Origin of the sequence: Streptomyces sp. NPDC016469, from assembly GCF_040632905.1 — a bacterium.
Taxonomy (GTDB): Bacteria; Actinomycetota; Actinomycetes; order Streptomycetales; family Streptomycetaceae; genus Streptomyces.
This window is the reverse complement of sequence record NZ_JBEYCQ010000023.1, coordinates 1-16,965: the sequence shown is the minus strand read 5'-3', so window position 1 is coordinate 16,965 and position 16,965 is coordinate 1. Positions and strand designations below refer to the sequence as shown.

General features: G+C 71.2%; 20 protein-coding genes. 6 read left to right on the top strand and 14 right to left on the bottom strand.

Annotated elements, in window-relative coordinates:
• Positions 1 to 211 precede the first annotated feature (211 nt).
• A complete protein-coding gene (dapA, locus tag ABZ565_RS24645) occupies positions 212 to 1,105 on the top strand; it encodes a 4-hydroxy-tetrahydrodipicolinate synthase (protein ID WP_361030771.1) in 894 nt (297 codons plus the stop codon).
• A 27-nt stretch (positions 1,106 to 1,132) separates the two neighbouring features.
• Here the strand turns inward: dapA and dapD are convergent, their stop codons facing one another.
• Both dapD and ABZ565_RS24635 read right to left on the bottom strand, forming a co-directional pair.
• Entirely contained in the window at positions 1,133 to 2,122 is a 990-nt protein-coding gene (gene dapD / locus ABZ565_RS24640) for a 2,3,4,5-tetrahydropyridine-2,6-dicarboxylate N-succinyltransferase (protein WP_361030768.1), read from the bottom strand.
• Between the two features lie 10 nt (positions 2,123 to 2,132).
• Entirely contained in the window at positions 2,133 to 3,401 is a 1,269-nt protein-coding gene (locus ABZ565_RS24635) for an MFS transporter (RefSeq protein WP_361030765.1), read from the bottom strand.
• Between the two features lie 127 nt (positions 3,402 to 3,528).
• On the opposite strand from ABZ565_RS24635, the gene ABZ565_RS24630 reads away from it, so the two are divergent.
• Positions 3,529 to 4,410 carry a winged helix-turn-helix transcriptional regulator gene (locus ABZ565_RS24630; protein ID WP_361030762.1) on the top strand — a complete coding sequence of 294 codons (882 nt, stop codon included), beginning with the start codon at positions 3,529 to 3,531 and terminating at the stop codon, positions 4,408 to 4,410.
• A gap of 13 nt (positions 4,411 to 4,423) precedes the next feature.
• Here ABZ565_RS24630 and ABZ565_RS24625 read toward each other — a convergent pair whose 3' ends face one another.
• Both ABZ565_RS24625 and ABZ565_RS24620 read right to left on the bottom strand, forming a co-directional pair.
• Positions 4,424 to 4,960 (bottom strand): TetR family transcriptional regulator, encoded by a 537-nt coding sequence (locus tag ABZ565_RS24625; RefSeq protein ID WP_361030759.1) that lies wholly within the window; start codon positions 4,958 to 4,960, stop codon positions 4,424 to 4,426.
• Positions 4,960 to 5,280 (bottom strand): multidrug efflux SMR transporter, encoded by a 321-nt coding sequence (locus ABZ565_RS24620; protein ID WP_143618885.1) that lies wholly within the window; start codon positions 5,278 to 5,280, stop codon positions 4,960 to 4,962. Before ABZ565_RS24620 ends, ABZ565_RS24625 begins: the two co-directional genes overlap by 1 nt.
• 150 nt (positions 5,281 to 5,430) lie before the next feature.
• Between ABZ565_RS24620 and ABZ565_RS24615 the strand changes: the two genes are divergently transcribed.
• On the top strand, positions 5,431 to 6,450 hold the full coding sequence (locus tag ABZ565_RS24615) for a hypothetical protein (RefSeq protein WP_361031047.1): 1,020 nt from the start codon (positions 5,431 to 5,433) through the stop codon (positions 6,448 to 6,450).
• An 18-nt stretch (positions 6,451 to 6,468) separates the two neighbouring features.
• Here the strand turns inward: ABZ565_RS24615 and ABZ565_RS24610 are convergent, their stop codons facing one another.
• The 9 genes from ABZ565_RS24610 to ABZ565_RS24570 all read right to left on the bottom strand — a co-directional run bounded on the left by ABZ565_RS24610 (position 6,469) and on the right by ABZ565_RS24570 (position 13,490).
• On the bottom strand, positions 6,469 to 6,834 hold the full coding sequence (locus tag ABZ565_RS24610; protein WP_164401346.1) for a VOC family protein: 366 nt from the start codon (positions 6,832 to 6,834) through the stop codon (positions 6,469 to 6,471).
• 105 nt (positions 6,835 to 6,939) lie between these two features.
• Positions 6,940 to 7,278 carry a metal-sulfur cluster assembly factor gene (locus ABZ565_RS24605; protein ID WP_018104628.1) on the bottom strand — a complete coding sequence of 113 codons (339 nt, stop codon included), beginning with the start codon at positions 7,276 to 7,278 and terminating at the stop codon, positions 6,940 to 6,942.
• Positions 7,275 to 7,730 carry a Fe-S cluster assembly sulfur transfer protein SufU gene (gene sufU / locus ABZ565_RS24600; protein WP_073968341.1) on the bottom strand — a complete coding sequence of 152 codons (456 nt, stop codon included), beginning with the start codon at positions 7,728 to 7,730 and terminating at the stop codon, positions 7,275 to 7,277. Before sufU ends, ABZ565_RS24605 begins: the two co-directional genes overlap by 4 nt.
• A gap of 20 nt (positions 7,731 to 7,750) precedes the next feature.
• The gene (locus ABZ565_RS24595; protein ID WP_361030754.1) at positions 7,751 to 9,007 is read right to left on the bottom strand and encodes a cysteine desulfurase; all 1,257 of its coding nucleotides are present in this window, start codon (positions 9,005 to 9,007) and stop codon (positions 7,751 to 7,753) included.
• Positions 9,004 to 9,768, bottom strand: a complete 765-nt coding sequence (sufC, locus tag ABZ565_RS24590; RefSeq protein ID WP_073968339.1) for a Fe-S cluster assembly ATPase SufC — start codon at positions 9,766 to 9,768, stop codon at positions 9,004 to 9,006. The genes ABZ565_RS24595 and sufC overlap by 4 nt, the downstream gene beginning before the upstream one ends.
• A 7-nt stretch (positions 9,769 to 9,775) precedes the next feature.
• Positions 9,776 to 10,093 carry a bifunctional 3-phenylpropionate/cinnamic acid dioxygenase ferredoxin subunit gene (locus ABZ565_RS24585; RefSeq protein WP_018555702.1) on the bottom strand — a complete coding sequence of 106 codons (318 nt, stop codon included), beginning with the start codon at positions 10,091 to 10,093 and terminating at the stop codon, positions 9,776 to 9,778.
• A complete protein-coding gene (gene sufD / locus ABZ565_RS24580) occupies positions 10,093 to 11,274 on the bottom strand; it encodes a Fe-S cluster assembly protein SufD (RefSeq protein ID WP_361030751.1) in 1,182 nt (393 codons plus the stop codon). Before sufD ends, ABZ565_RS24585 begins: the two co-directional genes overlap by 1 nt.
• Positions 11,275 to 11,331: 57 nt before the next feature.
• A complete protein-coding gene (sufB, locus tag ABZ565_RS24575; RefSeq protein ID WP_018104622.1) occupies positions 11,332 to 12,753 on the bottom strand; it encodes a Fe-S cluster assembly protein SufB in 1,422 nt (473 codons plus the stop codon).
• Positions 12,750 to 13,490, bottom strand: a complete 741-nt coding sequence (locus tag ABZ565_RS24570) for a metalloregulator ArsR/SmtB family transcription factor (protein ID WP_361030747.1) — start codon at positions 13,488 to 13,490, stop codon at positions 12,750 to 12,752. The genes sufB and ABZ565_RS24570 overlap by 4 nt, the downstream gene beginning before the upstream one ends.
• Before the next feature lie 136 nt (positions 13,491 to 13,626).
• On the opposite strand from ABZ565_RS24570, the gene ABZ565_RS24565 reads away from it, so the two are divergent.
• From ABZ565_RS24565 to ABZ565_RS24555, 3 genes are all read left to right on the top strand, one after another.
• A complete protein-coding gene (locus tag ABZ565_RS24565) occupies positions 13,627 to 14,559 on the top strand; it encodes an ABC transporter ATP-binding protein (protein WP_361030744.1) in 933 nt (310 codons plus the stop codon).
• A complete protein-coding gene (locus ABZ565_RS24560) occupies positions 14,556 to 15,323 on the top strand; it encodes an ABC transporter permease (protein WP_361030741.1) in 768 nt (255 codons plus the stop codon). The genes ABZ565_RS24565 and ABZ565_RS24560 overlap by 4 nt, the downstream gene beginning before the upstream one ends.
• Before the next feature lie 75 nt (positions 15,324 to 15,398).
• A complete protein-coding gene (locus ABZ565_RS24555) occupies positions 15,399 to 16,418 on the top strand; it encodes a COX15/CtaA family protein (protein WP_361030738.1) in 1,020 nt (339 codons plus the stop codon).
• Positions 16,419 to 16,501: 83 nt separating this feature from the next.
• On the opposite strand, the gene ABZ565_RS24550 is transcribed toward ABZ565_RS24555, so the two are convergent.
• Positions 16,502 to 16,864: a hypothetical protein gene (locus tag ABZ565_RS24550; RefSeq protein ID WP_361030735.1), complete on the bottom strand. Its 363-nt coding sequence runs from the start codon at positions 16,862 to 16,864 to the stop codon at positions 16,502 to 16,504.
• Positions 16,865 to 16,965: the final 101 nt, after the last annotated feature.

Genomic DNA, 16,965 nt, shown 5'->3' with positions numbered 1-16,965 from the left:
CGGCTCAGGACGTGTGCCGCGGGGCCCAGGACCTGTGGCGGGGCGGGCGGAACACGCCCTAAGCGTAGACGCATTTCGCCGCGTGCCGACCGGAATGCGGGCAAGGGCCCCCGGCCCGCACGGCCCTCCCCGGACCCTTGAGCGTTGCTTCACCTTCACCCACAGCAGATCTAAGTGGACCTTCACGGTCCGCCGGACCGACACTGCAGGAATGACGCCTTCCGCCCTTGCCCGCCCGCGCCCCTTCGGCCGCGCCCTCTGTGCCATGATCACGCCGTTCACCGCCGACGGCGCTCTCGACCGGGAGGCCGCCGCCGCGCACGCCGCCGCCCTGGTCACGGGCGGCTGCGACGGGCTGGTGCTCAGCGGCACGACCGGCGAGTCCCCGACCACCTCCGACGCCGAGAAGGCGGAGCTGCTGCGCGCGGTGCGCGAGGCGGTCGGCCCCGGCGTGCCGCTGGTGGCGGGCGTCGGCACCGCGGACACCCGGCACACGGTCGAGCTGGCCCGGCAGGCGGAACGGGCGGGCGCGGACGGGCTCCTGGTGGTGACCCCGTACTACAGCAGGCCCCCGCAGGCGGCCGTGGAGGCGCACTTCCGGCGGATCGCGGACGCGGCCGGCCTGCCGGTGATGCTGTACGACATCCCCGGCCGCACCGGCACCCGCATCGAGCCGGAGACGATGCTCAGGCTCGCGGAGCACCCGCGCATCGTGGCGGTGAAGGACTGCGCGCAGGATCTGCTGACGGCGACCCGGGTGATCGCCGCCGGCGGGCTCGCGTACTACTCGGGCTGCGAGGAGCTGAACCTGCCGCTGTACGCGGTGGGCGGCGCGGGGTACGTCAGCACGGTCGCCAACGTGGTGCCCAGACGGATGCGGGCGGTGCTGGACGCGTTCGACGCCGGGGACACCGCCGGGGCTGCCCGGCTGAACGCGCGGCTCGCCCCGCTGACCGCGCTGATGATGGCGTCAGGGCTGCCCGGCACCGTGACGGCGAAGGCGCTGCTGGCCGCGGGTCCGGTCCGCGAACCGCTGCAGCCCGCCGGGCGCGAGGCGTCCGACGGGCTGCGTGCGGCGTACGAGGACCTCCTCGTGGCCGCTTAGCCGTTGCGCGCGAGCAGCGCGAGCCGCTCAGCCGTTGCTGTGCAGGACGTCGTTGAGGCCGTCCCAGACCGCGTTGTTCGGGCGGGCCTCGACGGCTCCGGTGACCGAGTTGCGGCGGAAGAGGATGTTCGAGGCGCCGGAGAGCTCGCGGGCCTTGACCACCTGGCCGTCCGGCATGGTGACCCGGGTGCCGGCGGTGACGTAGAGACCCGCCTCCACGACGCACTCGTCGCCGAGCGCGATGCCGACCCCGGCCTCCGCGCCGACCAGGCAGCGCTCGCCGATCACGATGCGCTCCTTGCCGCCGCCGGAGAGCGTGCCCATGGTGGAGGCGCCGCCGCCGATGTCCGAGCCGTCACCGATGACGACACCGGCGGAGATGCGGCCCTCGACCATGGACGTGCCGAGCGTGCCGGCGTTGAAGTTGACGAACCCCTCGTGCATCACGGTCGTGCCGGAGGCGAGGTGCGCGCCGAGGCGCACCCGGTCGGCGTCGGCGATCCGCACACCCTTCGGCGCCACGTAGTCCGTCATGCGCGGGAACTTGTCGACGGAGGTGACCTGGAGGTGCAGGCCCTCGGCGCGGGCGTTGAGCCGCACCTTCTCCAGATCGTCCACGGCGACCGGGCCGAGCGAGGTCCAGGCGACATTGGCGAGGTGGCCGAAGATGCCGTCCAGGTTCTGCCCGTGCGGCTGGACCAGGCGGTGCGACAGCAGGTGCAGGCGCAGGTACACGTCGTGGGCGTCGAGCGGCTTGTCGTCCAGCGAGGCGATGACCGTGCGCACGGCGACGACCTCGACCCCACGGCGGGCGTCGACGCCGATGGCCTTGGCGGCGCCCTCGCCGAGCAGGTTGACGGCCTGGTCGGGGCCGAGCCGCTCGGTTCCGGCGGGGCCGGGCTCGGCGGTCAGTTCGGGGGCGGGGAACCAGGTGTCGAGGACGGCACCGTCGCCGGCGATGGTGGCGAGGCCGGCGGCGACGGCGCCGGTGGTACGGGGGGAAGTCGTGTCGGTCATGACCAGAAACCTAACCGGACCGGGGCCGCGCGGGCGAACCCGTCCCAGCGTCCGGGCGGCGCGCCGCCGGACCGGGGTCCGCTGCTGCCACCGGTCCCGCCCCGGCGGGCACGGGCGGCAGCCGCCGGGCGGCGAGCACCGCACATCCCGCCAGGCAGGCGAGGACCGCGCAGGCGGGCCAGAGCAGCGCGGGTGCGGTGGCGTACAGGGCACCGCCGAGCGGCGGTGCCAGGACCTGGCCGCTGATCGAGGCGCCCGCGTACAGGCTCTGGAAGCGGCCCTGCGCGTGGGCGGGCGCCTGGTCGGCGACGTACGCCGTGGCCGGGGTTTTGTACAGGATCTCGCCGAGGGTGAGGGAGACCATCATCAGGACGGCGTACCCGGCCCCCGCGCCCGGGATCAGCAGTGCGTACCCGGCCGCGACCAGCAGCAGCCCGGCGCCGATGATGCCCAGCGGGGCGCGGGCGCGCAGGGCGTGGGCGGCGGGCAGTTCCAGGCAGAGGATCACCCCGCCGTTCACGGCGATGAGCCAGCCGTAGAACGCCGTGCCGTGCCCGTGGTCCGCGAGGAAGACGGGCAGGGTCGAGTACTGCTGGCGGTAGACGACGTCCACGCAGACGATCGCGGCGAGCAGGACCGGCACGGTGGGCCTGGCCCGCAGTTCGCGCCACAGCCCCGGGGCCCCGGGCGGCGGGGGCGCGGAGCGGGAGTGGGCGGTCCCCCGGGCCGGGAGGATGCGGGACGCGTAACAGGCGAAGAGCAGGGTGCCCACGCCGTCGACGAGGAACAGCCAGTCGTACGAGAAACGGGCGGCGATCAGCGCTCCGGCGGGCGGGCCGAGGGTGAAGCCGCCGTTGGAGGCGAAGCGGGTCAGGGCGAAGCTCTGGCGCCGGCCGCCCTCCGGGACGGAGACGGCCACCAGCGCGGAGTTCGCGGCGCGCACGACGCCGCTCGCGTACTGGGCGAGCGGCAGCACGGCGTACAGGGCGGCGAGCGGCAGCAGCGGCAGGGCGACGAGCACCGCGCCGCTCACACAGGCGCCGAGCAGCAGCATCCGGCGGTGTCCGTAGCGGTCGCCGAACCAGCCGCCGGTGAAGTTCCCCGCGACCAGACCGACGCCGCCGATGCCGGTGAGCAGCCCGGCCTGGGCGACGGAGAGCCCGCGCGGGCCCGTCAGATAGACGAAGAGATAGACGAAGGTGAAGCTCACCACCGCGTTGAAGAACGCCCCGAAAGCCAGCAGCCGCACCGTGCGCGGCACACCCTTCAGCATCCCCATCCGAACGCCCTCCCCAACGGAACACCCAGTGAGTTCCTTTTGGGAACTGACTATGGCAGCATGGATTCCGCAGGTCAACGCGGCCCGATGGAGTTGAATGGCAGCCCCGGACCACCGAGGAGGCCCCATGCCCCAGCGCATCAGCCAGGCCGATGCCGACTGCGCCATCGCACAGGCGCTCGACGTGGTCGGCGACTGGTGGACCCTGCTGATCGTGCGGGACACCGCGCGCGGGGTGCACCGGTTCGACGCGCTCCAGCGCGAACTGGGCGTCTCGCGCAAGGTCCTGACGGAACGGCTGCGGCTGCTCGTCGACGCGGGAGTGCTCTTCCGTGAGCCGTACCAGGAGCGGCCGGTGCGGTACGAGTACCGGCTGACCCCGCGCGGCCGGGCCCTGCTGCCGGTACTGATCGCGCTCCAGGACTGGGGCGACGCCTGGGTGATGGGAGACGGGGAGACGATGGCGACCACGGACGAGTCCTCGCGGGAGGCCGCACGCGTGCACGCGCTGCGCGGGACGCGCGTGCCGGACCTGACCCTGCCGGGCGCCGACGGCGACCACCGGGACCCGGTGGCGGACACCCCGTACACCGTCCTGTACTTCTTCCCCGGCGCCTACGCCCGCCAGGAGTCCTATCCTCCGGGCTGGTCCGGCATCCCCGGCGCCCGCGGCTGCACGCTCGAATCGTGCACCTACCACGACCAGCTGGCCGACTTCACGGCGGCGGGCGCGAGCGTGCACGGCGTCTCCACGCAACGCCCCGACGAGCAGGCGGCATTCGCCGGGGCGGAGCGGCTGCGCTTCCCGCTCCTCTCCGACGCCGACCTGGAACTGACCGCCGCCCTGCGCCTGCCGACGTTCCGCGCCGGCGGAATCGTCCGCGCCAAGCGGCTGACCCTGGTGGTGGACCGGGACCGCACGGTCCGCGACGTGCTGTACCCGGTCACCGACATCGAGGCGAGCGTGCGGACCGCCCTGGCGGCGGTCGGGGGTGCGGACAGCCGCTGATCGGGCGGACCCCTCAGCCCGCGACCCGGCCCAGCATCTCGCGGGCGTACGCCTCGTCGTACCCGCCGCCCGTGAGCAGCACCTGGATGCAGATGCCGTCCATCAGGGCCACCAGGGCGCGCGCGGTGGCCGGGTCGGTGCGGGGGCGGAGCAGGGCGGTCACACCGTCGGTCCACTCGGCGGCGACCGGGCGCAGCGCGGGCCTGCGCACGGCGGCGAGATACAGCTCGTACTCCAGCTCGGCCCTGCCGCGGCCGCCCGCGAAGAACTCGCCGAGCAGCCGGGCGAGTTCGGCGGCGAGGTCCGCCTCCCGGTCGGCGAGGGCGGGGCTCGCGCGCAGCACGGCGGCGAAGTTCTCGTTGGTCCGGCGCAGGGCGGCGATCAGCAGTTCGTCCAGCGAGGCGAAGTGGTACGTGGTCGAGCCCAGCGGCACGTCGGCCTCGGCGGCGACGGAGCGGTGGCTCAGCCCGGCGATCCCCCGCTCGCCGACCACCCGGATCGCCGCGTCGATGATCCGGTCGCGGCGCTCGGGGTCGTACCGCCGCGCCATCAGTGCGCCCCGCCCAGATTGAGCACCACCACACCGGCGATGACCAGCACGACGCCGAGCGCCTTGAGCGGACTCGCGGACTCCCCCAGGAAGAACATCCCGATGAGGGCCACGGCCGCCGTGCCGACGCCCGCCCAGATCGCGTAGGCGGTGCCGACGGACAGGGTCTTGAGGGTCTGGGCGAGCAGGGAGAAGGCCAGCAGATAGCCGGCGACGGTGATCAGCGAGGGCCAGAGCCGGGTGAATCCCTCGCTGTACTTCATGGCGGTCGTCCCCGCCACCTCCGCGGCGATGGCCGCGGCGAGCAGTCCGTATCCCATGTGTACAAGTGTACGCAACGGCTGCTCCCGTACGGCCGGAGTCACCCGGGGCCGGGGGCGCTACCGTGGTTCGTCCAGTACATGATCGAACAGGCAGACGGAGCGGCAGTGGCGCAGGACGCAGGGTGGGGCGGCTGGGGCGGTGGCTGGATGCCGCCGAAGCCGGGGGTCATACCCCTGGGGCCGATGAGGCTCGGGGACATATTCAACGGCGCGTTCTCGACGCTGGGCCGCTACGGCAAGCAGCTCTTCGGGGTGGGCGCGACGCTGTACGGCGGGGCGCTGGTCCTGATGGGCGCGGCGGTCGCGGTCGCGTACGCGGCGGTCTCGGACCATCTGCACCGGCTGTTCGAGCTGCACGAGGGCGAGAGCGCCGCCTCGCGGGACGTGGTGCCGGTGGTCGTCGCGTTCGGCGTGGTCGTGCTGCTCGGGTTCCTCGCGATGGTGATCGCCTCGGCCGTGGTCTACGCGGCGGTGCCGGCGGTCCTCCAGGAAGCGGTGCTGGGCCGGCCGACGACGTTCTCCGCGATCTGGCGGCGGGCCTGGGCGCGGACGCCCGCGGTGGTCGGCACGCTCCTGCTGACCGGGCTGATCACCATGGTGCCGATGGTGCTGGCGGTGGCCGCGCTCACCGCGGGCATCATCGCCGCGGTCGCCACGGACGGCGGCGGGGGCGCGGTGGCACTGATCGTCGTGGGCGCGGTCTGCTTCCTCGCGTTCATCCCGCTGACCGTCTGGCTCTGGGTGCGCCTGTCGCTCGCCCCCTCGGCCGCCGTCTTCGAGAACCAGGGCCCCCTGGCCTCGCTCCGCCGCTCGGTCCTTCTGGTGCGCGGCGACTGGTGGCGGATCTGCGGGATGACGCTGCTCGCGGGCGTGATCGCCTCCGTGGCGAGCTACGTCATCCAGCTGCCGTTCAGCCTCCTCGGCATGTTCACGGGCGCGCTGGGCGGCGCCGCCTTCGACGAGAACACGCACCCGGCCGCGATCCTCACCGCACTCGGCGGCTACCTGGTCATCGGGGTACTCGGCCAGCTGGTGAGCCAGCTGATCGTCTCGGTGTTCCCGCCGCTGGTGACCGGGCTGCTGTACGTGGACCGGCGCATCCGCACCGAGAACCTGGCGCCGGTCCTCGCCGAGGCCGCCGCCGTACCACCGCAGCACACGGCGTAGCGGCCCCGGCGCCCGGCCTCAGTCGGTGAGCGTCTTCTTCGGGCGCAGTACGCAGAACTCGTTGCCCTCGGGATCGGCCAGGACCACCCACGTCACGTCCGACGGCTGGCCGACCTCGACGCGCCGGGCACCGAGCCCGATCAGCCGCTCGACCTCGGCGGCCTGGTCGTCCGGCGAGAGGTCGATGTGCAGCCGGTTCTTGACCGCCTTGTCCTCGGGCACGGGCAGGAAGCAGATGCCGGGCAGGGCGGCCTCGTCGGCGCCGATGACGATCTCGTCAGCGTCCTCGTAGAGCACCCGCCAGTCCAGGGCGGCGCACCAGAAACGCGCCTGGGCGGGGAGGTCGTGGGCATCGACGGCGAGCTGATAGAAGCGAAGAGCCATGGACAGAGTCTGCCCGGCGCGTCCCACGAGGACAACGCCGAAACGGCCCCGGCGGGTGCCGGGGCCGTTTCGGTCGTACGGGGCGTACGCGTCGTACGCGGAGGCTCAGACGTTGAAGCCCAGCGCGCGCAGCTGCTCGCGGCCGTCGTCCGTGATCTTGTCCGGGCCCCACGGCGGCATCCAGACCCAGTTGATCCGGAGCTCGTTGACGATGCCGTCCGTCGCGGACTTCGCCTGGTCCTCGATGACATCGGTCAGCGGACAGGCCGCGGACGTCAGGGTCATGTCGAGGGTGGCGATGTTGGCGTCGTCGATGTGGATGCCGTAGATCAGCCCCAGGTTGACGACGTCGATGCCCAGCTCGGGGTCGACCACGTCGTACAGAGCTTCGCGGACCTCCTCCTCGGAGGCCGGCTTGGTCGTCACGGTCTCGTTGTCGCTCATGCGGTCTTCCCTTCGGACAGCGCCTGCGCCGTCGCGTCCTTCCACGCCATCCAGCTCAACAGCGCGCATTTCACCCGGGCCGGGTACTTGGAGACACCGGCGAACGCGACCGCGTCCTCCAGCACCTCCTCCATCGCGTCGTCGGGCTCCAGCTGCCCCTTCGACTGCATCAGTTCCAGGAACGCGGCCTGGATCTTCTGCGCCTCGCCCAGTTCCTTGCCGACCAGCAGCTCGTTCAGCACGGAGGCGCTGGCCTGGCTGATGGAGCAGCCCTGGCCCTCGTAACTCACGTCGGCGATGGTCTCGCCGTCGTACCGCACCCGCAGCGTGATCTCGTCACCACACGTCGGATTGACGTGGTGCACCTCGGCGTCGCCGTCCCGCAGACCGCGCCCGTGGGGGTGCTTGTAGTGGTCCAGGATCACTTCCTGGTACATGGAATCCAGCTTCACGAGTCAATCCCCAGCCGCGTCTAGGCGAAAAAATTCCGGACGTGTTCCAGGCCGTCCACCAGGGCGTCGACCTCGGCGGGCGTGGAGTACAGATAGAACGACGCTCGCGTCGTCGCAGGAATTCCGTACCGCAGGCAGACCGGGCGGGCGCAGTGGTGGCCGACCCGGACCGCGATGCCCTGTTCGTCCAGCACCTGCCCCACGTCGTGCGGGTGGATGTCGCCGAGCGTGAAGGAGATCGTCGCGCCGCGGTCCTCCGCGGTGGCCGGACCGATGATCCGCAGGTCCGGCACCTCCAGGAGCCGCTTCACCGCGTAGGCGGTGATGGCCTGCTCATGGCGGTGGATGTTCTCCATGCCGATCGCCGAGAGGTAGTCCACGGCCGCGCCGAGGCCGACGGCCTGGGCGATCGGGGGCGTACCGGCCTCGAACTTGTGCGGCGCGGGCGCGTAGGTCGAGGAGTGCATCGACACGGTCTCGATCATCTCGCCGCCGCCCAGGAACGGCGGCAGGTCCTCCAGGAGTTCCTGCCGTCCCCAGAGCACGCCGATGCCGGTCGGACCGACCATCTTGTGACCGGTGAAGGCCACGAAGTCGGCCTGGAGCGCCTGCACGTCGAGCACCATGTGCGGGGCCGCCTGGGAGGCGTCGACGCAGACGAGCGCACCGACCTCCTGGGCGCGGCGGACGATCTGCTCGACCGGGTTGTGCGTGCCCATGATGTTCGAGACCAGCGTGAAGGAGACGATCTTCGTCTTCTCGGTGATGATCTCGTCGATGTTGGACAGGTCGAGCCGGCCGTCGTCGGTGATGCCGAACCACTTCAGCTTCGCGCCCGTGCGCTGCGAGAGCAGCTGCCAGGGGACGATGTTGGAGTGGTGCTCCATCTCCGTGGTGACGATCTCGGTCTCGTGGTCGACCCGGTAGGGCTCGTCGGCCCAGCCGAGCATGTTGGCCACGAGGTTCAGCGACTCCGAGGCGTTCTTCGTGAAGATGACCTCGTCGCGGCTGGGCGCGTTGATGAAGGCGGCGACCTTGTCACGGGCACCCTCGTACAGCGCCGTGGCCTCCTCCGCGATCGTGTACACCCCGCGGTGCACGTTGGCGTTGTGCCGCTCGTAGTACTCGTTGAGGGCGTCGAGGACCTGGCGCGGCTTCTGCGAGGTCGCCGCGCTGTCCAGGTACACGATCTTCTTGCCGTCGTGGACCGTGCGGTCCAGGAGGGGGAAGTCCTTGCGGATCGCCTCGGTGTCGAGGAGGCCCGGCAGATATGTCACGCGGCAGCGCCACCCTTCACGTATGCCTCGTAGCCCTCGTTCTCCAGCTTGTCGGCCAGCTCGGCGCCGCCGGACTCGGCGATCCGGCCGTTGGCGAACACGTGCACGAAGTCGGGCTTGATGTACCGGAGGATCCGGGTGTAATGCGTGATCAGCAGGGTGCCGACCTCGCCGGTCTCCCGGACCCGGTTGACGCCCTCGGAGACGATGCGCAGGGCGTCGACGTCCAGACCGGAGTCGGTCTCGTCCAGGATGGCGACCTTCGGCTTGAGGAGCTCCAGCTGAAGGATCTCGTGGCGCTTCTTCTCACCGCCGGAGAAGCCCTCGTTGACGTTGCGCTCGGCGAAGGCCGGGTCCATCTGGAGCTGGGCCATCGTCTCCTTGACCTCCTTCACCCAGGTACGCAGCTTGGGCGCCTCGCCGCGGACGGCGGTGGCGGAGGTACGCAGGAAGTTGGAGACCGAGACACCGGGGATCTCGACCGGGTACTGCATGGCGAGGAACAGGCCGGCGCGGGCCCGCTCGTCCACGGACATCTCCAGGACGTCCTCGCCGTCCAGGGTCACCGTGCCGCTGGTGATCGTGTACTTGGGGTGGCCTGCGAGGGAGTACGCGAGGGTGGACTTGCCGGACCCGTTGGGGCCCATGATGGCGTGGGTCTCGCCCTGCTTCACGGTCAGGTCGACGCCCTTGAGGATCTCCTTCGTGGCGTTGTCGGCCTCGACGGAGACGTGCAGGTCGCGGATTTCAAGCGTTGCCATGGGTGACTCAGGACTCCTGGGTGACGGAGACGAGCACATCGTCCCCTTCGATCTTGACGGGGTATACGGGGACGGGGCGCGTCGCGGGAAGGCCGGACGGCTTGCCTGTGCGCAGGTCGAAGCTCGATCCGTGCAGCCAGCACTCGATCGAGCAGTCCTCGACCTCGCCCTCGGACAGCGAGACGTTCGCGTGCGAGCAGATGTCGTTGATCGCGAACACCTCGCCCTCGGTGCGGACGACGGAGACCGGCGTGCCGTCGAGCTCCACCCGCTTGGGGGTGTCGTCCTCCAGCTCGCTCAGCGCACAGGCTTTGACGAAGGCCATCAGACCGACGCCTCCAGCTCGGCCTCGATCTTGTCGAGCAGCCGGGCCTCGACGTCCGGCAGGCCGATCTGCTGGACCAGCTCGGCGAAGAAGCCGCGCACGACGAGGCGGCGGGCCTCCTCGGCCGGGATGCCGCGGGACTGGAGGTAGAACAGCTGCTCGTCGTCGAAGCGGCCGGTCGCGGAGGCGTGGCCGGCGCCGACGATCTCGCCGGTCTCGATCTCCAGGTTCGGCACGGAGTCGACCCGCGCGCCGTCCGTGAGGACCAGGTTGCGGTTCATCTCGTAGGTGTCGGTGCCCTCGGCGGCGGCCTGGATGAGCACGTCGCCGATCCACACCGCGTGCGCCTCGTCGCCCTGGAGCGCGCCCTTGTAGGCCACGTTGGACTTGCAGTGCGGGGTGTTGTGGTCGACCAGGAGGCGGTGCTCCTGGTGCTGGCCCTTGTCGGTGAAGTACAGGCCGAACAGCTCGGCCTCGCCGCCGGTGCCCGCGTACGCGACCCGGGGGTGCAGCCGGACCACGTCGCCGCCGAAGGTGACGACGACGGACTTGAACGAGGCGTCCCGGCCGACCAGCGCGTTGTGCTGGCCGACGTGGACGGCGCGCTCGTCCCAGTCCTGCACGGAGACGACGGTGAGCTTGGCGCCGTCGCCCAGGACGTAGTCGACGTTGGCGGCGAGCACCGCGTCACCGGTGTGGTCGATGACGACGACGGCCTCGGCGAAGGCGCCCAGCTCCACGAGCTGGTGGCCGTAGGCGACACCGCCCTCGCCGTGCACGGCGATCCGGATCGGCTCGGTCAGCACGGCCTCCTTGGGGACCGTGACGACGTGGGCCTGCTCGAAGGACGAGTACGCCTGCGCGGCCACCCGGTCGACCGGCTTGCCTGCCTTGCCCAGCCGCGCGTCGTCGCGGCCGACCGTCTCGACCACGACGCCCTCGGGGGCCTCGATGGCGACCTTCACACCGCTGCCGGTGGCCGCGGCGGTGCCGTCGTGCAGACCGCGCAGCCGCTCCAGCGGGGTGAACCGCCACTCCTCCTCGCGGCCGTGCGGGACGGGGAAGTCCGCGACGTCGAAGGACGGGGGCGCGCTCATGCGCGTCGCGACGGTCGACTCCGCGGCCACCGCGATGGAACCGGCGGTGGTGGACCCCGCGGGGATGTTCTGAGCCTCAGCCATGGCTGTCGTAGTGCTCGCTTTCTCAGTCAAGGACTTCAGGACGTGTTCGGCGGCGTACTAGCCGACCGAACCCTCCATCTGCAGCTCGATCAGCCGGTTGAGCTCCAGGGCGTACTCCATCGGGAGCTCCTTGGCGATCGGCTCGACGAAGCCGCGCACGATCATCGCCATGGCCTCGAACTCCGTCATGCCGCGGCTCATCAGGTAGAAGAGCTGGTCCTCGGAGACCTTGGAGACGGTCGCCTCGTGGCCCATCGACACGTCGTCCTCGCGGACGTCGACGTACGGGTAGGTGTCGGACCGGGAGATCGTGTCCACCAGCAGCGCGTCGCACAGGACGTTGGACTTCGCGCCCGGAGCGCCCTCGCCGATCTCGATCAGGCCGCGGTAGGAGGTGCGGCCACCGCCTCGCGCCACCGACTTGGAGACGATGTTGGACGAGGTGTTCGGGGCCATGTGGACCATCTTGGCGCCGGCGTCCTGGTGCTGGCCCTCGCCCGCGAAGGCGATGGACAGGGTTTCGCCCTTGGCGTGCTCGCCCATCAGGTAGACGGCCGGGTACTTCATGGTGACCTTGGAGCCGATGTTGCCGTCGACCCACTCCATGGTCGCGCCCTCGTAGGCCACGGCACGCTTGGTGACCAGGTTGTAGACGTTGTTCGACCAGTTCTGGATCGTCGTGTAGCGGCAGCGGCCGCCCTTCTTCACGATGATCTCGACCACCGCGGAGTGCAGCGAGTCGGAGGAGTAGATCGGGGCGGTGCAGCCCTCGACGTAGTGGACGTAGGCGTCCTCGTCCACGATGATCAGCGTCCGCTCGAACTGGCCCATGTTCTCCGTGTTGATACGGAAGTAGGCCTGGAGCGGGATGTCCACGTGGACGCCCTTGGGCACGTAGATGAAGGATCCGCCGGACCACACGGCCGTGTTCAGCGACGCGAACTTGTTGTCGCCGACCGGGATGACGGTGCCGAAGTACTCCTTGAAGAGCTCCTCGTGCTCCTTCAGCGCGGTGTCGGTGTCGACGAAGATGACGCCCTGCTCCTCCAGGTCCTCGCGGATCTGGTGGTAGACGACCTCGGACTCGTACTGTGCGGCGACACCGGCGACGAGACGCTGCTTCTCCGCCTCCGGGATGCCGAGCTTGTCGTAGGTGTTCTTGATGTCCTCGGGCAGGTCGTCCCAGGAGGCCGCCTGCTTCTCCGTCGAGCGGACGAAGTACTTGATGTTGTCGAAGTCGATGCCGGAGAGGTCCGAGCCCCAGTTCGGCATGGGCTTCTTGCCGAAGAGCTTGAGGCCCTTGAGCCGCAGCTTCAGCATCCACTCGGGCTCGTTCTTCTTCTCCGAGATGTCGCGGACGACGGCCTCGGAGAGGCCGCGCTTGGCCGCCGCGCCTGCCGCGTCGGAGTCGGCCCAGCCGAATTCGTACGTGCCCAGACCCTCGAGCTCAGGGTGGGCAGTCTCCGTGGGGAGCGTCATGCGGGGTTCCTCCCGGCCGTGCTTGCAGATGCTGAATCGGTGGTCTGTGGGGTGGGGTGTCCGCTGCGCGGAATGTACGTCGTGCACACCCCGTCGCCGTGGGCGATGGTGGCCAGACGCTGCACATGGGTCCCCAGGAGGCTGGAGAAGATCTCCGTCTCCGCCTCGCACAGCTGCGGGTACTGCTCGGCGACATGCGCGACCGGGCAGTGGTGCTGGCACAGCTGCTCGCCCTGCTGCGGGCCCGGCGCGCTACGCGCCGTAGCAGCGTACCCGTCGGCGGACAGCGCCCTGGCCAGCGCCTCCGTACGGGCCTCGGGGTCCGCGGCCTCGATCGCCGCGCGGTAGGCCGCCGACTGCTCGGCGGTCCTGGCGCGGGCGAACGCCATGACCGCTTCGTCGCCCGCGGTCTCGGCGATCCAGCGCAGGGCGTCCGCGGCGAGCGTGTCGTAGGACTGGTCGAAGGCGTCCCGGCCGCAGTCGGTGAGGGCGAAGACCTTGGCCGGACGGCCCCGGGTCCGCGCCCCGTACACCCGCTTCTCGCGGGCCTCGACCACGCCGTCGCAGGCGAGCGCGTCGAGATGGCGGCGGACGGCGGCCTGGGTGAGCCCCAGGCGCTTCGCCAGCTCCGCGACGGTGGACGGGCCGTGGTCCAGGATGGACCGCGCGACGCGGTTGCGCGTCGAGCGCTCACCGGTCGCGAGTTCCTCCTGAGGAGCCTCGCCCGCGTATTTCACAACGCCATTGTTGCGTAATTCCTCCGGCCGTGACAACCACGGTCCGAAACGATCAACGGTGCTCTCCATCACTTAGGGTTACCTAATCAAGCCCCGGAGCCGGACGCCCCCGGCCCGCTGCCTACACTCATCTGCCATGAACAGCGAGCCCCGCCCGGCCGTCCTGATCAGCGGCCTGGTGAAGCGGTACGGCGACAAGACCGCGGTGGACGGCCTCGACCTCGAGATCCCGGCCGGCGCGGTCACCGCCGTGCTCGGTCCCAACGGCGCCGGCAAGACCACCACCATCGAGACCTGCGAGGGCTACCGCCGCCCCGACGGCGGGACCGTCCGGGTCCTCGGCCTCGACCCCGTCGCCGACGCCGCACGGCTGCGCCCCCGGATCGGCGTGATGCTCCAGTCGGGCGGGATCTACTCCGGCGCCCGCGCCGACGAGATGCTCCGCCACATGGCCAAGCTGCACGCCCACCCGCTCGACGTCGACGCCCTGATCGACCGGCTCGGCCTCGGCTCCTGCGGCCGGACCTCCTACCGCAGGCTCTCCGGCGGCCAGCAGCAGCGGCTCGCGCTGGCCATGGCGGTCGTCGGCCGGCCCGAGCTGGTCTTCCTGGACGAGCCCACCGCCGGCCTCGACCCGCAGGCCCGCCGCTCCACCTGGGACCTGGTCCGGGAGCTGCGCGCCGACGGCGTGAGCGTGGTGCTCACCACCCACTTCATGGACGAGGCCGAGGAGCTGGCCGACGAGATCGCCGTCATCGACGCCGGCCGGATCGTCGCCCAGGGCTCCCCCGAGGCCCTGTGCCGGGGCGGCGCCGAGAACACCCTCCGCTTCACCGGCCGCCCCGGGCTCGACCTCGGTTCGCTGCTCAAGGCGCTGCCCGACGGCACGCAGGCGGACGAGCTGAGCTCCGGCGCGTACCGCATCACCGGCGAGATCGACCCGCAGCTGCTGGCCACCGTCACCTCCTGGTGCGCGCAGCACGGCGTGATGCCCTCCGGCATCTCCGTCGAGCGCCACACCCTGGAGGACGTCTTCCTCGAACTGACCGGCAAGGAGCTGCGCGCATGAGCGCCGGTACGTACACCCCCCGGCCTGGCGCCGCCCCGCTGCCGCGCATGATCGCCGCGCAGACCGCGCTGGAGACCCGGATGCTGCTGCGCAACGGCGAGCAGCTGCTGCTGACCGTGGTCATCCCGACGCTGCTGCTCGTGCTGTTCAGCGCGGTCGACATCGTGGACACCGGCTCGGGCGAGTCGGTCGACTTCCTGACCCCCGGCATCCTCGCTCTCGCCGTGATGTCCACGGCCTTCACCGGCCAGGCCATCGCCACCGGCTTCGAGCGGCGCTACGGGGTGCTCAAGCGGCTCGGCGCCTCACCGCTGCCCCGCTGGGCGCTGATGACCGCGAAGACCCTGTCCGTCCTGGTCACCGAGGTCCTTCAGGTGGTCCTGCTGACGGTGATCGCCTTCGCGCTGGGCTGGTCGCCGCACGGCAACCCGCTCGCGGTGCTGCTGCTCCTGGTGCTGGGGACCGCCGCCTTCTCGGGGCTCGGGCTGCTGATGGCCGGGACGCTGAAGGCGGAGGCCACGCTCGCCGCGGCCAACCTGGTCTTCCTGCTCCTCCTGGTGGGCGGCGGGGTGATCGTGCCGCTGGAGAAGTTCCCGGACGCGGTGCAGTCGGTGCTGGGCCTGCTGCCGATCGCGGCCCTCTCGGACGGGCTGCGGGACGTCCTCCAGCACGGCGCCGGTACGCCGTGGGGCGACCTGGGCATCCTGGCGGTCTGGACGGTGCTGGGGCTCGGTGCGGCGGCCCGGTTCTTCCGCTGGGAGTAAGCCCTCGACCGCGTTCCGTCGCCGTTACGCGTAACTCGTCCCCCTCGTGAAAGCTTGCACAAGCGGCGTCCTACCATGGTGCGCGTGCCCAAGCTGACGAGAGCCGAAGTCGCTCAAGCCCTGCGCAACCCGCTGCTGTACATCGCCGAACGCTGGACGCCCGAGCCCCGGACGGTGCGCCGCGCGGCCCTGTCCGCGGTCGTGATGGCCGTCGTCATCGTCGTGACCGGCGGCGCCGTCCGGCTGACCGGCTCCGGCCTCGGCTGCCCGACCTGGCCGAAGTGCACCGACGAGAGCCTGACGGCGACGAGCGCGATGGGCTTCCACGGCGCCATCGAGTTCGGCAACCGCATGCTCACGTACGTGCTGTGCGCGGCCGTCGGCTGGGCGATCATCGCCGCCCGCTCCGCGAAGCCCTGGCGGCGCGGCGTCACGCGGCTCGGCTGGGTGCAGTTCTGGATCGTGATGGGCAACGCGGTGCTCGGCGGCATCGTCGTGCTCGTCGGCCTCAACCCGTACACCGTCGCCGCGCACTTCCTGCTGTCCACCGCGCTGCTCACGGTCGCCCTGATGACCTGGCAGCGGATCCGTGAGGGCGACGAGGCGCCGCGCCCGCTGGTCGGCAAGGCCGTCGCGCAGCTGGCCTGGCTGCTCGCCGTCGCGGCGGGGCTCCTGGTCGCCGTGGGCACGGTGGTCACCGGCGCCGGGCGACACGCGGGCGACTCCAGCGACGTGCACCGCATCCCGGTCGACTGGAAGATGGTCGCCCAGCTGCACGCGGACCTGGCCTGGGTCGTGGTGGCGCTGACCGTCGCGCTCTGGTTCGTCCTGAAGGCCGTGGACGCGCCCATCGGTCCGCTGCACCGGACGCGGGAGCTGTTCCTGATCCTGCTGGCGCAGGGTGTGATCGGCTACGTGCAGTACTTCACCGACACGCCGGAGATCCTCGTCGGGATCCACATGTTCGGCTCGTGCCTGGTGTGGATCGGGGTCGTCCGCGTACTGCTGTCGCTGCGGGAGCGGCCGGTGGCCGTCGCACAGGTACCGGAGCCGGAGCGGGCGGTCGAGCAGGCGGAGCCCGCCGCGGCCGGCTGACGCGGGCGCACGCACGAACGGACCGGGGCTCCCGCTCCACGGCTGTACGCCGTCGGAGCGGGAGCCCCGGTCCGTTTCCCGTGTCAGGCCGCGTTGGACGGGCCGCCGACCTGGATGCCGGCCATCCGGCTCCACTCGTACGGGCCCGTGCGCACCTTCGCCGCGAACTCGCCGTCGAAGGCCTCGTGGAGCGTGATCCCCGACTTCCGCGCGGCGCTCTCGGCGACCTCGTACGAGGGGGCGACCAGATCGCCCCAGTCGCCGTCCTCGCCCACCAGGACGATGCGGGCGCCCATCTGCCCGAGGTAGGCGATCTGCCCCTCGGCGCCGCCGTGCGCCTTCGCGAAGGCGCCGATCCGCTTGGCCAGCCGGGCCGCCCTGCGCTCCGCGCGCGCCGCCCGCCTGCCGTCCACCTGCTGGGTCTCAGCCTCTGCCGTCTCTGCCATGGACAGGATGCTACCGGCGGGTAGATCAACCGGCGACGGGCGGGGAGCGTGGCTTGAACACCTTCTCAGAACGTCGCATTCCGCATTGCTTCAGCAACACA

Bases quoted from the DNA above. Each gene is read 5' to 3' on its own strand.
- dapA (WP_361030771.1), top strand. From the start codon at position 212: ATGACGCCTTCCGCCCTTGCCCGCCCGCGCCCCTTCGGCCGCGCCCTC.
- dapD (WP_361030768.1), bottom strand. From the start codon at position 2,122: ATGACCGACACGACTTCCCCCCGTACCACCGGCGCCGTCGCCGCCGGC.
- ABZ565_RS24635 (WP_361030765.1), bottom strand. From the start codon at position 3,401: ATGGGGATGCTGAAGGGTGTGCCGCGCACGGTGCGGCTGCTGGCTTTC.
- ABZ565_RS24630 (WP_361030762.1), top strand. From the start codon at position 3,529: ATGCCCCAGCGCATCAGCCAGGCCGATGCCGACTGCGCCATCGCACAG.
- ABZ565_RS24625 (WP_361030759.1), bottom strand. From the start codon at position 4,960: ATGGCGCGGCGGTACGACCCCGAGCGCCGCGACCGGATCATCGACGCG.
- ABZ565_RS24620 (WP_143618885.1), bottom strand. From the start codon at position 5,280: ATGGGATACGGACTGCTCGCCGCGGCCATCGCCGCGGAGGTGGCGGGG.
- ABZ565_RS24615 (WP_361031047.1), top strand. From the start codon at position 5,431: ATGCCGCCGAAGCCGGGGGTCATACCCCTGGGGCCGATGAGGCTCGGG.
- ABZ565_RS24610 (WP_164401346.1), bottom strand. From the start codon at position 6,834: ATGGCTCTTCGCTTCTATCAGCTCGCCGTCGATGCCCACGACCTCCCC.
- ABZ565_RS24605 (WP_018104628.1), bottom strand. From the start codon at position 7,278: ATGAGCGACAACGAGACCGTGACGACCAAGCCGGCCTCCGAGGAGGAG.
- sufC (WP_073968339.1), bottom strand. From the start codon at position 9,768: ATGGCAACGCTTGAAATCCGCGACCTGCACGTCTCCGTCGAGGCCGAC.
- ABZ565_RS24585 (WP_018555702.1), bottom strand. From the start codon at position 10,093: ATGGCCTTCGTCAAAGCCTGTGCGCTGAGCGAGCTGGAGGACGACACC.
- sufD (WP_361030751.1), bottom strand. From the start codon at position 11,274: ATGGCTGAGGCTCAGAACATCCCCGCGGGGTCCACCACCGCCGGTTCC.
- sufB (WP_018104622.1), bottom strand. From the start codon at position 12,753: ATGACGCTCCCCACGGAGACTGCCCACCCTGAGCTCGAGGGTCTGGGC.
- ABZ565_RS24565 (WP_361030744.1), top strand. From the start codon at position 13,627: ATGAACAGCGAGCCCCGCCCGGCCGTCCTGATCAGCGGCCTGGTGAAG.
- ABZ565_RS24560 (WP_361030741.1), top strand. From the start codon at position 14,556: ATGAGCGCCGGTACGTACACCCCCCGGCCTGGCGCCGCCCCGCTGCCG.
- ABZ565_RS24555 (WP_361030738.1), top strand. From the start codon at position 15,399: ATGGTGCGCGTGCCCAAGCTGACGAGAGCCGAAGTCGCTCAAGCCCTG.
- ABZ565_RS24550 (WP_361030735.1), bottom strand. From the start codon at position 16,864: ATGGCAGAGACGGCAGAGGCTGAGACCCAGCAGGTGGACGGCAGGCGG.